This window comes from Rhizobium sp. P40RR-XXII (genome assembly GCF_012641405.1).
Lineage (GTDB): Bacteria > Pseudomonadota > Alphaproteobacteria > Rhizobiales > Rhizobiaceae > Rhizobium.
In genome coordinates this window covers 121,051-134,117 of sequence record NZ_JABAII010000011.1, presented here as the reverse complement: position 1 = coordinate 134,117, position 13,067 = coordinate 121,051, and the positions used below count along the sequence as shown (strand labels likewise).

Genomic DNA, 13,067 nt, shown 5'->3' with positions numbered 1-13,067 from the left:
GACCTCAGCCCGAAGCGCCTATATCGAAGGCGACATGACGGGTAAATGGCCAGCCGATGCGTCCCCATGAATGCGCAAAGGGCGGCTGAAATCGATAAAGAGCGCATAGGCTTTTCCGAATCCATTCGATCCGAAGGGATATGCGCCGACACCGGGTGACGGACGTAAGATGAAATTTCTCGATGAAGCAAAAGTCTATATTCGCTCAGGCGACGGCGGCGCGGGCAGCGTCTCTTTCCGACGCGAGAAATTCATCGAGTTCGGCGGACCGGACGGCGGCGATGGCGGTCGCGGCGGCGATGTGTGGGTTGAGGCCGTCAACGGCCTCAACACGCTGATCGACTTCCGCTATCAGCAGCATTTCAAGGCCACCATCGGCACGCATGGCATGGGCCGGAACCGCGCCGGCGCCAAGGGCGAAGACGTGACGCTGAAGGTGCCCGTCGGCACGCAGATCTTCGAGGAAGACGGCGAAACCCTGATCTGCGACATCACCCGGGAAGGCCAACGCTTCCGTCTCGCCGCCGGCGGCAATGGTGGCTTTGGCAACGCCTATTTCAAATCCTCGGTCAACCAGGCACCGGACTGGGCCAATCCCGGCCTGCCGGGCGAGGAAAAGACCGTATGGCTGCGGTTGAAACTGATTGCCGATGCCGGTCTCGTCGGCCTGCCGAATGCCGGCAAGTCGACGTTCCTCGCCGCCGTCAGCCGTGCGCGGCCGAAGATTGCCAACTATCCGTTCACAACCCTGCATCCCAATCTCGGTGTTGCCACCATCGACGGCCAGGAATTCATTCTGGCCGACATTCCCGGCCTGATCGAAGGCGCGCATGAAGGTGTGGGCATCGGCGACCGCTTCCTCGGCCATGTCGAGCGCACCCGCGTGCTGCTGCATCTGGTCTCCGCTCAGGAAGAGAAGGTCGGCAAGGCCTACAAGACTGTGCAGCACGAGCTTGAGGCTTACGGCAACAGCATTCCCGACAAGCCTGAAATCGTCGCTCTCTCGCAAATCGACGTGGTGGACGAAGAGACGCTGAAGAAGAAGACGCGTGAGCTGGCGCGCGCCTGCGGCAAGACGCCCTTCCAGATCTCTGCCGTCACCGGCCGTGGCATGACGGAAGTGCTGCGCGCGCTGCGCGACGTTATCGTCGAAGCCAATAGGGGCGAGGCCGACAGGCCGGCGAAAGCGCCAAAGGTACGCCATCGCGATCTGCAGAGCTCCGACGATGCGGACGAGGACCAGCAGGGATGACCGCCCGCAAGCCGCTCGATCGCTATCGCCGTATCGTCATCAAGATCGGCTCCGCCCTCCTGGTCGATCGCAAGACCGGCTTGAAGAAATCCTGGCTCGACGGCATGTGCGCGGATATCGCTGCATTGAAGGCCAAGGGCATCGATGTTCTGGTCGTCTCCTCCGGCGCGATTGCGCTTGGCCGCTCCGTGCTCGATCTGCCCTCCGGTGCGCTGAAGCTGGAGGAAAGCCAGGCGGCGGCGGCAGTGGGCCAGATTGCGCTTGCCCGCGCCTGGTCGGAGAGCCTGTCGCATGACGATATCGTCGCCGGCCAGATCCTGCTGACACTCGGCGACACGGAAGAGCGCCGCCGTTACCTCAACGCGCGCGCCACCATCAACCAGCTTCTGAAGATCGGCGCTGTGCCGATCATCAACGAGAACGACACGGTCGCCACAAGCGAAATCCGCTATGGCGACAATGATCGCCTCGCCGCCCGCGTCGCCACCATGACCGGCGCCGATCTCCTGGTACTACTGTCAGACATCGACGGACTCTATACCGCTCCGCCGCATCTGGATCCGCAGGCGAAATTCCTCGATACGATCGCGGATATCACGCCCGAGATCGAAGCCATGGCCGGCGGCGCCGCTTCCGAACTGTCGCGCGGCGGCATGCGCACCAAGATCGATGCCGGCAAGATTGCGACCGGCGCCGGCTGCGCCATGATCATCGCCTCCGGCAAGACCGACCGCCCGTTGAACGCGATCGAGAACGGCGCGCGCTCGTCCTGGTTCGCGCCCTCGGGCACGCCCGTGACAGCCCGCAAGACCTGGATCGCCGGACAGCTGCAGCCGGCTGGCGAACTGCATGTCGACGATGGCGCCGTCACGGCGCTTGGCGCCGGCAAGAGCCTGCTACCGGCCGGCGTCCGCAAGGTTATCGGCCATTTCGGCCGCGGCGATACGGTTGCCGTCATCGGACCTTCGGGCCGCGAGATCGCGCGTGGCCTTGCCGGCTATGACGCCGAAGAGGCCCGCCAGATCACCGGCCGCAAATCGGCTGAGATCGCGGCGATCCTCGGCTATGCCGGCCGCGCCGCCATGGTGCATCGCGACGACCTCGTCATGACCGCGTCCGTCAAGACGAAGGCCGAGAAGTTGAAGAAGGATGAAGCTCATGCTTGATAGCGTCGCACAAAGCCCCGACATCGATGCGCTGATGAACGATATCGGTCGCAAGGCCCGGGCTGCGTCGCGACCGTTGGCCTTCGCTGCCACGGAGAGCAAGAATAAGGCGTTGAACGCAATGGCGGACGCCATTCTGGCCCGCAAGGATCATATCCTATCTGAAAACGCTAGGGATCTGAAGGACGTCGAGGGCACGGACATGCTCGCCTCCTTCGTCGATCGCCTGACATTGAACGACAAACGCGTTGCCGAGATGGCCGAAGGCATTCGCGCCATCGCTGCCCTCGCCGATCCGGTGGGTGAAGTCATCGCCGCCTGGGATCGCCCGAACGGCCTCAAAATCGAGCGCGTTCGCACGCCACTCGGCGTCATCGGCGTCATCTTCGAAAGCCGGCCGAACGTAACGGCCGATGCCGGCGCGCTGTGCCTGAAGGCCGGCAATGCCGTTATCCTTCGCTGCGGCAGCGATTCGCGCCGCTCGTCACAGGCCATTCATGATTGCCTGGTCGAAGGGTTGAAGGCGGCTGGCCTGCCGGAATATGCCATCCAGCTCGTGCCCGTCAGCGATCGCGCCGCGGTCGGCGCCATGCTGCGCGGCCTCGAAGGCAATATCGACGTCATAGTGCCGCGCGGCGGCAAGAGCCTCGTCGCCCGCGTCCAGACCGAGGCACGCGTGCCGGTCTTTGCCCATCTCGAAGGTCTCTGCCATATCTACGTCGATGCCTCGGCCGATCTCGACATGGCGAAATCCATCGTCGTCAACGCCAAGATGCGCCGCACGGGCATCTGCGGTGCCGCCGAAACGCTGCTGGTTGATTCGAAGGTCGCTTCCACCCATCTGAAGCCGCTGCTCGACGGGCTGTCAGCGGCGGGCTGCGAAATCCGTGGCTCCGCCGATGTGCTCAAGCTTGAGCCCGGCCTGAAGGCGGCAACTGAAGAGGATTGGACGACGGAATATCTGGCCGCGATCATCTCGGTCGCGCTGGTCGACGGCATTTCCGGTGCAATTGACCATATCGGCAGATATTCGTCGAACCATACCGAAGCCGTGATCGCCGAGGATGCTGGGGTCGTCGAACGCTTCTTCACCGAGATCGACTCGGCGATCCTGCTACACAATGCCTCGACACAATTTGCCGATGGCGGCGAGTTCGGCATGGGCGCAGAAATCGGTATCGCCACCGGCAAGATGCACGCGCGCGGGCCAGTGGGCGTCGAGCAGCTCACCTCCTTCAAATATCGCGTACGCGGCACCGGACAGATACGGCCCTGACGTGCTGAAGGAAGAGATCGATCAACACTATCTGCGCATGCCTCATGCCGAGCGCGGCATGGTGGTCGGTCTTTTCGGTGGCTCCTTCAATCCACCGCATGAAGGCCACGCACTCGTGGCCGAGATCGCTATCCGCCGGCTCGGCCTGGATCAGCTCTGGTGGATGGTGACGCCGGGCAACCCGCTGAAGAGCCGCAATCATCTGGCGCCGCTCGCCGAGCGCATCTCGCTCAGCGAGATGATCGCCCACGATCCGCGCATTAAGGTGACCGCCTTCGAGCAGACGCTGGGCATGAGCTATACGGCCAATACGCTTGCGCGCGTGAAGGCACGCAACAGTCATGTCCATTTTATCTGGATCATGGGTGCCGACAGCTTGAATACATTCCATCGCTGGCAGAAATGGCAGGAAATCGCCCGGACATTTCCGATCGCCGTTATCGACCGGCCGGGATCGACGCTATCCTATCTCTCGGCCAAAATGGCCAAGACGTTCCATTATGCACGCGTCGACGAGGATGACGCCCGCGTGCTCTGGAAGAAGCGGGCGCCGGCCTGGACCTTCATCCACGGACCACGCTCGGCGCTCAGCTCGACAGCCTTGCGCGCCGCACAGTAATTCCACCAATTTTTTTGGGAAAATCTGGAAAATAAAAAGCCCGACGCGGGAGGAGGATGCGTCGGGCTTTTGAACCTGATCAGCAACTGGGAGGAGGAGAGTTGCTGATCCATATCGAACGGCATTGGGAGGAGGAGATCGCCGTTTCGATGCTTATGTTCTAGCAGATTTCACCGATTGATAAATGGCTGATTGCGCAATGCAGCAATGCACCGGCAGCATAGCTATGAAAATTTTCTGCCCAAAAAACGCTTCTTTTGCGAATTCCCCGCCGTTTGATTTTCATCATCGAAATGAACTCGGCGAAAGAATGGCACAGGATCCCACGATTCGTAACGTTACGTCTTGTTTCGTGAGCGTTCGCCAATTCGCTGGGCGAATACAGACATGCATTTTTGCAATGCTCCAAGCCCCTCCTATGCGCTGCGCCACTGAAAATCCATAGAATTCGTAGCGTTACACCGCAATATCGCGATATATTTTTATAAATACATCCCTAGCCAAGCTTCGCGCGTCGTTATATCAGTCAAAATATGTCGATACCTTTGGAGAGAATAAAATGGCCACCAGCCGACGCCGATGGATCAAGCTTGCAACCGCCGCCCTTTCCGCTGCATGGCTGAGTCTTTCGACCGCACCAGCGCCGGCATTCGCCGCCGACAAGATCGTGGTTTTTGCCGCCGCCAGCATGAAAAACGCGCTTGATAATGTCGATGCAGCCTTTACCGCGGAAACCGGCAAGGAAGTTACCGTCTCCTATGCCGCAAGCGGTCCGCTCGCCAAGCAGCTTGAAAATGGCGCACCGGCCGATGTCTTCATCTCCGCCGACACCAACTGGATGGATTACGTCGCAGGCAAGAAGTTGATTAAGGATGACAGCCGCGTCAACCTCCTCGGCAACAAGCTCGTTCTCGTTGCCGCCAAGGACAAGGCAAAGCCGGTAGAGATCAAGCAGGGCATGGATCTAGCCGGCCTGCTCGGCGATGGCCGCCTGGCGATCGGCCAGCCGGAATCGGTCCCTGCCGGCAAATACGGCAAGAGCGCGCTGGAAAAGCTCGGCGTCTGGGCATCAGTGGAAAAGAAGGTCGCTGGCGCCGAAAGCGTGCGCGCCGCGCTCGCCCTCGTTTCACGCGGCGAAGCGCCCTATGGCATCGTCTACCAGACCGATGTCTCGGCCGATCCGGGCGTTGCCGTCGTCGGCACTTTCCCGGCAGACAGCCACCCGCTGATCGTCTACCCCTTCGCCATCACCAGCAGCAGCAAGAACTCGGATGTACTGGCCTATTTCGACTACCTGAAATCGGCTAAGGCTGTTCCGTTCTTCGAGCATGAGGGCTTCACGATCCTGAAGCGGTGAGCATTGTCACTGCAATCGGGCACGAACGTTCAGCCATCGGGCTCGCCGACCCGTGGCGAGCCTGAGACGTTTTAAGGGGCAGGTATTTGGAAGCGTTGGGTTTGAGCGGCGACGAATGGACGGCGATAGCGCTGAGCCTGCGCGTTTCCATCGTCGCCATGCTGGTGAGCCTCCCCTTCGGCATCGGAGCTGCCCTGCTGCTTGCGCGCGGTCGCTTCTGGGGCAAATCGATCCTCAACGGCCTCATCCATATGCCGCTGATCCTGCCGCCTGTCGTCACCGGCTTCATTCTTCTCATCCTCTTCGGCCGCAAGGGGCCGATCGGGTCTTTGCTCGATCAATATCTCGGTATCGTCTTCTCGTTTCGCTGGACGGGTGCGGCACTTGCCTGCGGCGTCATGGGCTTCCCGCTGATGGTCAGAAGCATCCGACTGTCGGTCGAAGCCGTCGACCGCAAGCTCGAAGAGGCGGCTGGCACGCTGGGCGCCAGCCCCGTCTGGACCTTTCTGACGGTCACCCTGCCGCTGATCCTGCCCGGGATCATCGCCGGCATGATCCTTTCTTTTGCCAAGGCCATGGGCGAGTTCGGCGCCACCATCACCTTCGTTTCCAACATTCCCGGCGAGACCCAGACCCTGTCTTCGGCCATCTACACCTTCACCCAGGTTCCCGGCGGCGATGCCGGCGCCCTGCGGTTGACCATCGTCGCCATCGTCATTTCCATGGCGGCCCTGCTCGCTTCGGAATTCCTTGCCTACCTCGCCGGTCGAAGGGTGGATTTCGAATGACGCTCTCGGTCGATATCCGCCACCGCCTCGGCGCCTTTTCGCTGGAGGCCGCATTCACCTCCGATGGCGGCGTGACCGCCCTTTTCGGCCGATCCGGATCCGGTAAGACTTCGATCGTCCGCATTATTGCCGGCCTCATCCGGCCCGATCACGGCCGCATCAGCCTCGACGATACGGTACTTGCCGATACCGGCAGGCAGATCTTCGTGCCGCGCCACCGCCGCCGCTTCGGCTATGTCTTCCAGGAAGCGCGCCTATTTCCGCATCTTTCGGTGCGGCAGAACCTCAATTACGGCCGCTGGTTCGCGCCTCGGAACGAGCGCGGCGAAAGCTTTGACGGCGTCGTCGACCTCCTCGACATCGGCGCGCTGCTCGACCGTAGGCCAGCCAAGCTTTCCGGCGGCGAGAAGCAGCGCGTCGCGATCGGCCGCGCCCTGCTCTCCTCCCCGCGGCTCCTCTTGATGGATGAGCCGCTTGCCGCGCTCGACGAAGCCCGCAAGGCCGAAATCCTGCCCTATCTCGAGCGGCTGCGTGACGAGACCAAGATACCCATTATCTATGTCAGCCACTCGATCGCCGAAGTGGCGCGGCTCGCCAACCGCGTCGTCGTCATGCGCGACGGCAAGGTAGAGACGATAGGTGCCGCCGTCGATATTTTCAGCCAGCTATCCGGCCCGCTGGCGGCCGACCGCCGCGAAGCCGGTGTGCTCCTGGAAGGCCGCGTGGAATTGATGGACGATCGACATCATCTGACCATTGTTGCCCTGAAGACGGCAAAACTGGTCGTGCCGGGCCAGGCAGCCGCTCTCGGCAAGGCCGTGCGCGTCCATATTCCCGCCCGCGACGTCATGCTGGCAACGACACGGCCCGAGGGCCTCAGCGCCCTAAATATTCTCGATGGAGAAGTGTTGGAGATTGGTACGGCTGCCGACGGAACGGCGGAAGTCAGGGTCGATTGCGGCGGCGACATCGTAACCGCCCGCATCACGCAATTCTCAGCCGAGCGGCTGGGATTGCGCATTGGCTTGCCGATCCATGCGGTCATCAAGACGGTGGCGCTCGAGTACTAGAGCCGGATGATTTTAGGTCTATTCGACCTAAAATCTGAATCCGCTCTAGAATCAAAGAAGGAGGGCGTGATGTCGTCCGAAAACCGCCTACACTTTTCGGCATCACGCTCTAGATTGATCAGGATTTATCGGCCGTGCTGCGGTTGGCTTCCAGCCAGCTCAGATCGTCGGCTATTGCCGCGCGCAACGTCGTTTCCATGCCGCGAAAGCGGCGCAGCAACTCCTCGCCGAATGGAGTCAAGACAGCCCCTCCGCCCTTCTGCCCGCCGCGTTGAGATTCCACCACCGGCTCGCGGAACATATGGTTCAGTTCGCTGATGAGCAGCCAGGCCCGACGGTAAGACATATCCATGGCACGGCCGGCAGCCGAGATCGAACCGGTCTCCTGAATATGTTCGAGAAGCTCCATCTTGCCGTGCCCAAGTCGGTCCTGCTCCGAAAAGCTGATACGGAGAACGGGCTTCAGCGATGGCTGCGGAGCGTCTGTCATGGCACCTGTAACCGTTTGGTCTGCCGAGCATGATGCCGAAAAGTGCGATCGGTTTTCGGACGACATCGTGCTCTATCATTTAATGCTAGCGCGGATTCAGATTTCAGGCCAATTCGAGCTGAAATCTCGATCCGCGCTGGTGTATACGCGGCCTTCGCCTGCCTGTACATGCCGGCAGGAATGGACAAGCGGCGGCATCGGCCTATCTGATCTTCAATGTAAAAGGCGCGCCTGCATCCGAACTCCGCGCGCGAATGGGGATCGTGCGGGAATTCGACTTTCGCGGGAAAGGGAAAACCTATGCCGGCCTATATCATCTCCGACGTCACGGCGAAGGATGCCGAAGCCTTCCAGATCTACCGGACCCGCGCTGCCGCCTCCATAGCCCATTATGGCGGGCGCTACCTGGTCCGCGGCGGCCCGATCGAACAACTGGAGGGCGATTGGTCGCCGCAAGCCCTCGTGATCGTGGAGTTTCCCGACATTGAGCGGGCCAAAGCCTGGTATGGTTCGTCGGAATACGCAACTGCCCTCGACATTCGCGACAAGGCCCTCGGCCGCAACCTCATTCTTGTCGAAGGAGTGAGCCGGGCGACCTGATTTTTGGCCCTCAGTGCGAATATTCACCCATATTTGGTGCGAAAGAGCCCTATCCAGGCACAAATCCTTGTCTTGAACGCCTCAAGATGGCCGTTGGCGTCTTGAAACCTTAATGCTTTGATGCCTATCTTTATGACGTGGTCGACTCAGATCACATCCGTGCATGTTCTGTTACTCAAGGAAGGAAGAGCACTGACAACAGTACACGCCAAGGGAAGAACGCCTGTCGTTATCCCGAAGAGCTCGGAACGTGGCGCCGATGCCGCTGCCCGCGCCCTGCAAGCCGTCCTCGCGAGCCTCGAGGATTCCAAGGCCGAAAATATCGTTACCATCGACATTGCTGGCAAGTCTGCGCTTGGAGACCACATGGTCGTCGTCTCCGGCCGATCGAACCGTCATGTCGTGGCGATTGCCGACCATCTCATGACCGATCTCAAGGGCGAGGGCTTCGGCAATGCCCGCGTCGAGGGTCTCGATGGCGGCGACTGGGTGTTGATCGACACCGGCGACATCATCGTTCATGTCTTCCGACCCGAGATCCGCGAGTTCTACAACATCGAAAAGATGTGGGCCGCACCCGATCTCGACGAAGGCACGCTGCACTAGCCGAGCCAAGGCATTTCCAGGAAAAGCGCGCAGCGCTTTTCCGTCGGGAATGCGAAAATGCTTTAAGGGCGCTTTCCCGGCTCCCGTTGGCAGCTTTACCATCGCCGGACATGAGCTTCCGGCAAGAGTTTCGTTTTGTGCCGCCATGACGGCGGATATGCTTGGGAGCGGGAATGCGGATAGGTCTTTTTGCGGTGGGACGGTTGAAGGCCGGCCCGGAAAAGGATCTTGCGGCCCGCTATCTCGACCGTTTCGCCAAGGCCGGGCCGGCGATCGGCTTGGAAATGGCGCGCATGACCGAGGTTGCCGAAAGCCGCGCCTCCAATAGCGAGACGCGCAAGCGCGAAGAGGCGGGCCTGCTGCAGAAGGCGCATCCCGAAGGCGGCGTCCTCATCCTTCTCGACGAACGCGGCAAGGCGCTCGATAGCGAAGCCTTTGCCGCCATGCTCGGGACATACCGTGATCATGGCAAACGCGACCTGACGATCGCCATCGGAGGCGCCGATGGCCTCGACCCATCCCTTTACGACAAGGCCGACATGACCATATGCTTGGGCAAGCTGACCTGGCCGCACCAGCTCGTGCGCATCCTGATTGCCGAGCAGCTCTACCGCGCCGTCACCATCCTCTCCGGTCATCCCTATCACAGGGTGTGAACGTCCCATTCCATTTCGAAAACAGTTTGGCTTTCGGTCATTTTGCGTTAACGAAACGCTCACATAGGCGTGTTTTGATTCACGCCCTGAAAATGACGATGCTTCCTAGAGCAATTTCAGGAAAAGTGCTGAGCACTTTTCCTGAAATTGCGAGACAACAAAAAGATGGAGCGGTTCAGAGATTTTCTGAAGAGCTGAACCGCTCTAGCCGATCGCGGCAAATCAGCCTATTTTCACGCGATCCGAAGGGACCAGGCCCGAACCGACTGGATGAGAAAAGCCCAGCCCATGCTTTCCCGTCTTCTGCTGCCACCCCTGGCGGCATGTCTCGGTGTGGCCGCCTATGTGGCCGGTTCTTTCCCTTTGCTGGCTGTGGCCGTAGCGCAGGAGGCCGAGACCACCGCACCGCAGGCGCCCGACGATCGTGCCGCAACATCGGCACCGGTGCCGTCGGCGCAGCAGGCGCCCGACCCAGCAGCGGATCTCGCGCGCAAACGAGACGAAACCCGCGCCCAGCTCGACGAACTGTCGAAGACGATCAATCTCTCCTCCGACAAGACGAAAGAGCTGGAAGACAGCATCGCCTCCCTCGACAAGAGCACCGACAGCCTGCGCCAGGCGCTGATCGACAGCGCCGCCCGCCGCAAGGAGCTGGACCGTAAGATCCAGCGGAGCGAGAAGACGCTGACGGATCTTGCCGTCAAGGAAGGCAAGATTCGCGCTTCCCTGCATGGTCGCCGCGCCCTGCTGGCCGAAGTGCTGGGCGCTCTCGAGCGCATGGGCCGCAACCCGCCGCCGGCGCTGCTGGTGACGCCGGACGATGCACTCGCCTCGGTACGCAGCGCCATTCTTCTCGGCGCCGTCGTGCCCGGTATGCGCCAGGAGACCGACAAGCTCATCGCCGATCTCACCGATCTCAGCAAGCTGCATGCCGACGCGGCCGCCGAAAAGGCGAGCTTCACCACCACCATGACCAACAGTCTGGAGGAGGAGCGGCGCATGGATCTGCTGATTGCCGAGAACGATAAGCACAGCAAGGAGAATGCCGCCCAGCTCGAGAGCGAACGCAAGCGCGCAGAGGAACTGGCGGGCAAGGCAACCAGCCTGGAAGGCCTCGTGTCCTCTCTCGAAAGCCAGATCGGCTCGGTGCGCGATGCCGCGGCCGCGGCCCGCGCGGAAGAGGCGCGCCGGGCGCAGATGACCGAACAGCAGCGCGAGCAAGCGAAAGCCCTGGCCGAGAACGGTGTGCCCGATAAAAACCGCATTACGCCCGCATATCCCTTCTCGGACCTTAAACAGAAGTTGGAGCTGCCCGTGGCGGGCGATACCCTCCGCCAGTTCGGCGACGACGACGGCACCGGTCATACGGCGATGGGGTTGACCATTGCGACGGGTCCGGAAGCGCTCGTCACGGCTCCCGCCGACGGCACGGTTGTCTACGCCGGCGCGTTTCGCAGCTACGGTCAGATGATCATTCTGGATACGGGCGACGGTTACCACATGGTGCTGTCGGGAATGGACGCGATCAAGACGCGTCCGGGTAGATTTGTCTTCGCTGGCGAACCGCTTGCCACGATGGGCCTAAAAAGAGTCGCGAGTGCGACCGCTTTGGCGCTGGAAACGGATCGGCCAACGCTTTACATTGAATTCAGAAAAGATGGAAAACCGGTCGATTCTCGACCTTGGTGGACCTCCAAAGACACTGGAAAGGCACGCAATGATACGTAGGGCTTCTCTTGTTCTCGTCGGCGCATTGATGGGTGCGACCGCGATGGGCGTTATCTACTCGGCGGTAGCGCCGGCGGAAGCCGCTGGCACTTCCACCTACAAGGAATTGTCGATTTTCGGCGACGTCTTTGAGCGCGTTCGCGCGCAGTACGTGACACCGCCGCAGGAAGACAAGCTTGTCGAAGCCGCCATCAATGGCATGCTGACCTCTCTGGACCCGCATTCGAGCTACATGAATGCCAAGGACGCCGAAGACATGCGCACCCAGACCAAGGGTGAATTCGGCGGTCTCGGCATCGAAGTGACGATGGACAACGACCTCGTCAAGGTCATTACCCCGATCGACGATACCCCTGCCGCCAAGGCCGGCGTTCTCGCCGGCGACTACATCACCGCGATCGACGGCCAGTCCGTTCGCGGCCTGAAGCTGGAAGACGCCGTCGAGAAGATGCGCGGCCCGGTCAAGACGCCGATCAAGCTCACCCTGATGCGCAAAGGCGCCGACAAGCCGATCGAACTCACCGTTATTCGCGACGTGATCGCGGTTGCCGCCGTCAAGTCGCGCGAGGAAGGCGGCGATGTCGGCTATATCCGCATCATCTCCTTTACGGAAAAGACGACGCCGGACCTCGAAGCCGCGATCGCGAAGATCAAGAAGGATATTCCGGCGGACAAGCTGAAGGGCTATGTCCTCGACCTGCGCCTCAACCCCGGCGGCCTGCTCGACCAGGCAATCAATGTCGCCGACGATGTGCTCCAACGTGGCGAGATCGTTTCCACGCGCGGCCGCAATCCGGACGAGACCCGGCGCTTCAACGCCACGCCCGGCGATCTGACTGACGGTAAGCCGATCATCGTGCTCACCAACGGCGGCTCGGCTTCCGCTTCTGAAATCGTCGCCGGCGCCCTGCAGGACCTGCGTCGCGCCACCGTCCTCGGCACGCAGTCCTTCGGCAAGGGCTCCGTCCAGACGATCATCCCGCTGGGCGATGGCAACGGCGCGCTTCGCCTGACGACGGCGCTCTACTATACGCCCTCGGGCCGCTCGATTCAGGGCACCGGCATCACGCCTGACATTAAGGTCGACCAGCCGCTGCCCGATGATCTGAAGGGCAAGCTGACGACGGAAGGCGAGTCCAGCCTGCCGGGTCACATCAAGGGCCAGAGCGAAACCGACAAGGGCTCAGGCTCTTCGGCCTATGTGCCGCCGGATCCGAAGGACGATATCCAGCTCAACTACGCGCTCGACCTGCTGCGCGGCGCCAAGACGGATCCATCCTTCCCGCCGAACCCGGAAAAGGCAGTTTCCTCCAAGTAAGGAGATGGCGCCGGGCTGGAAACAGACCCGGCGCTTTCATAAGCGGCGAGCGGGATTGCGTACCGTTCCGCTCTCCTCGACCGAATGAAATCGGCCTTGTTCAAAAGCAGCTTTGTTCATGTTCCAACGCATGTCGCGCAA

Annotated in this window: 12 protein-coding genes and 1 pseudogene; 12 read left to right on the top strand and 1 reads right to left on the bottom strand. The window is 61.2% G+C overall.

Translation table 11 applies throughout. The annotated features are described in order from the left end of the window. Nucleotides 1–169 precede the first annotated feature (169 nt). The 7 genes from obgE to modC all read left to right on the top strand — a co-directional run bounded on the left by obgE (nt 170) and on the right by modC (nt 7,528). Nucleotides 170–1,252 carry a GTPase ObgE gene (gene obgE / locus HGP16_RS21085; RefSeq protein ID WP_168841958.1) on the top strand — a complete coding sequence of 361 codons (1,083 nt, stop codon included), beginning with the start codon at nt 170–172 and terminating at the stop codon, nt 1,250–1,252. Continuing rightward, entirely contained in the window at nt 1,249–2,418 is a 1,170-nt protein-coding gene (gene proB / locus HGP16_RS21080) for a glutamate 5-kinase (protein ID WP_168841957.1), read from the top strand. The genes obgE and proB overlap by 4 nt, the downstream gene beginning before the upstream one ends. Further along, nucleotides 2,411–3,694 carry a glutamate-5-semialdehyde dehydrogenase gene (locus HGP16_RS21075; protein ID WP_168841956.1) on the top strand — a complete coding sequence of 428 codons (1,284 nt, stop codon included), beginning with the start codon at nt 2,411–2,413 and terminating at the stop codon, nt 3,692–3,694. The genes proB and HGP16_RS21075 overlap by 8 nt, the downstream gene beginning before the upstream one ends. Nucleotides 3,695–3,731: 37 nt before the next feature. Then, nucleotides 3,732–4,313 (top strand): nicotinate-nucleotide adenylyltransferase, encoded by a 582-nt coding sequence (locus HGP16_RS21070; RefSeq protein ID WP_246703535.1) that lies wholly within the window; start codon nt 3,732–3,734, stop codon nt 4,311–4,313. 559 nt (nt 4,314–4,872) lie between these two features. After that, complete coding sequence (gene modA / locus HGP16_RS21065; protein ID WP_168841954.1) at nt 4,873–5,670, top strand: molybdate ABC transporter substrate-binding protein; 798 nt, start codon at nt 4,873–4,875, stop codon at nt 5,668–5,670. 86 nt (nt 5,671–5,756) lie between these two features. Further along, complete coding sequence (gene modB, locus HGP16_RS21060) at nt 5,757–6,458, top strand: molybdate ABC transporter permease subunit (protein ID WP_168841953.1); 702 nt, start codon at nt 5,757–5,759, stop codon at nt 6,456–6,458. Then, entirely contained in the window at nt 6,455–7,528 is a 1,074-nt protein-coding gene (modC, locus tag HGP16_RS21055; protein ID WP_168841952.1) for a molybdenum ABC transporter ATP-binding protein, read from the top strand. The genes modB and modC overlap by 4 nt, the downstream gene beginning before the upstream one ends. A gap of 118 nt (nt 7,529–7,646) precedes the next feature. Here the strand turns inward: modC and HGP16_RS21050 are convergent, their stop codons facing one another. Beyond that, complete coding sequence (locus tag HGP16_RS21050; RefSeq protein WP_168841951.1) at nt 7,647–8,018, bottom strand: winged helix-turn-helix domain-containing protein; 372 nt, start codon at nt 8,016–8,018, stop codon at nt 7,647–7,649. Between the two features lie 300 nt (nt 8,019–8,318). Between HGP16_RS21050 and HGP16_RS21045 the strand changes: the two genes are divergently transcribed. From HGP16_RS21045 to HGP16_RS21025, 5 genes and pseudogenes are all read left to right on the top strand, one after another. Further along, on the top strand, nt 8,319–8,618 hold the full coding sequence (locus tag HGP16_RS21045; protein ID WP_168841950.1) for a DUF1330 domain-containing protein: 300 nt from the start codon (nt 8,319–8,321) through the stop codon (nt 8,616–8,618). Nucleotides 8,619–8,781: 163 nt separating this feature from the next. Then, a pseudogene (gene rsfS, locus HGP16_RS21040) lies at nt 8,782–9,224 on the top strand (ribosome silencing factor). A 173-nt stretch (nt 9,225–9,397) separates the two neighbouring features. Then, nucleotides 9,398–9,880 (top strand): 23S rRNA (pseudouridine(1915)-N(3))-methyltransferase RlmH, encoded by a 483-nt coding sequence (rlmH, locus tag HGP16_RS21035; RefSeq protein WP_168841948.1) that lies wholly within the window; start codon nt 9,398–9,400, stop codon nt 9,878–9,880. 270 nt (nt 9,881–10,150) lie between these two features. Further along, nucleotides 10,151–11,608 (top strand): murein hydrolase activator EnvC, encoded by a 1,458-nt coding sequence (locus HGP16_RS21030; RefSeq protein WP_205926640.1) that lies wholly within the window; start codon nt 10,151–10,153, stop codon nt 11,606–11,608. Beyond that, nucleotides 11,598–12,926: a S41 family peptidase gene (locus tag HGP16_RS21025; RefSeq protein ID WP_168841946.1), complete on the top strand. Its 1,329-nt coding sequence runs from the start codon at nt 11,598–11,600 to the stop codon at nt 12,924–12,926. The genes HGP16_RS21030 and HGP16_RS21025 overlap by 11 nt, the downstream gene beginning before the upstream one ends. Nucleotides 12,927–13,067 lie beyond the last annotated feature (141 nt).

Excerpts from the sequence above, each read along its gene's own strand:
- HGP16_RS21075 (WP_168841956.1), top strand. The coding sequence starts at position 2,411 with ATGCTTGATAGCGTCGCACAAAGCCCCGACATCGATGCGCTGATGAAC.
- obgE (WP_168841958.1), top strand. The coding sequence starts at position 170 with ATGAAATTTCTCGATGAAGCAAAAGTCTATATTCGCTCAGGCGACGGC.
- HGP16_RS21025 (WP_168841946.1), top strand. The coding sequence starts at position 11,598 with ATGATACGTAGGGCTTCTCTTGTTCTCGTCGGCGCATTGATGGGTGCG.
- HGP16_RS21030 (WP_205926640.1), top strand. The coding sequence starts at position 10,151 with ATGAGAAAAGCCCAGCCCATGCTTTCCCGTCTTCTGCTGCCACCCCTG.
- HGP16_RS21050 (WP_168841951.1), bottom strand. The coding sequence starts at position 8,018 with ATGACAGACGCTCCGCAGCCATCGCTGAAGCCCGTTCTCCGTATCAGC.
- modA (WP_168841954.1), top strand. The coding sequence starts at position 4,873 with ATGGCCACCAGCCGACGCCGATGGATCAAGCTTGCAACCGCCGCCCTT.
- rlmH (WP_168841948.1), top strand. The coding sequence starts at position 9,398 with ATGCGGATAGGTCTTTTTGCGGTGGGACGGTTGAAGGCCGGCCCGGAA.
- proB (WP_168841957.1), top strand. The coding sequence starts at position 1,249 with ATGACCGCCCGCAAGCCGCTCGATCGCTATCGCCGTATCGTCATCAAG.
- modC (WP_168841952.1), top strand. The coding sequence starts at position 6,455 with ATGACGCTCTCGGTCGATATCCGCCACCGCCTCGGCGCCTTTTCGCTG.
- HGP16_RS21070 (WP_246703535.1), top strand. The coding sequence starts at position 3,732 with ATGCCTCATGCCGAGCGCGGCATGGTGGTCGGTCTTTTCGGTGGCTCC.
- HGP16_RS21045 (WP_168841950.1), top strand. The coding sequence starts at position 8,319 with ATGCCGGCCTATATCATCTCCGACGTCACGGCGAAGGATGCCGAAGCC.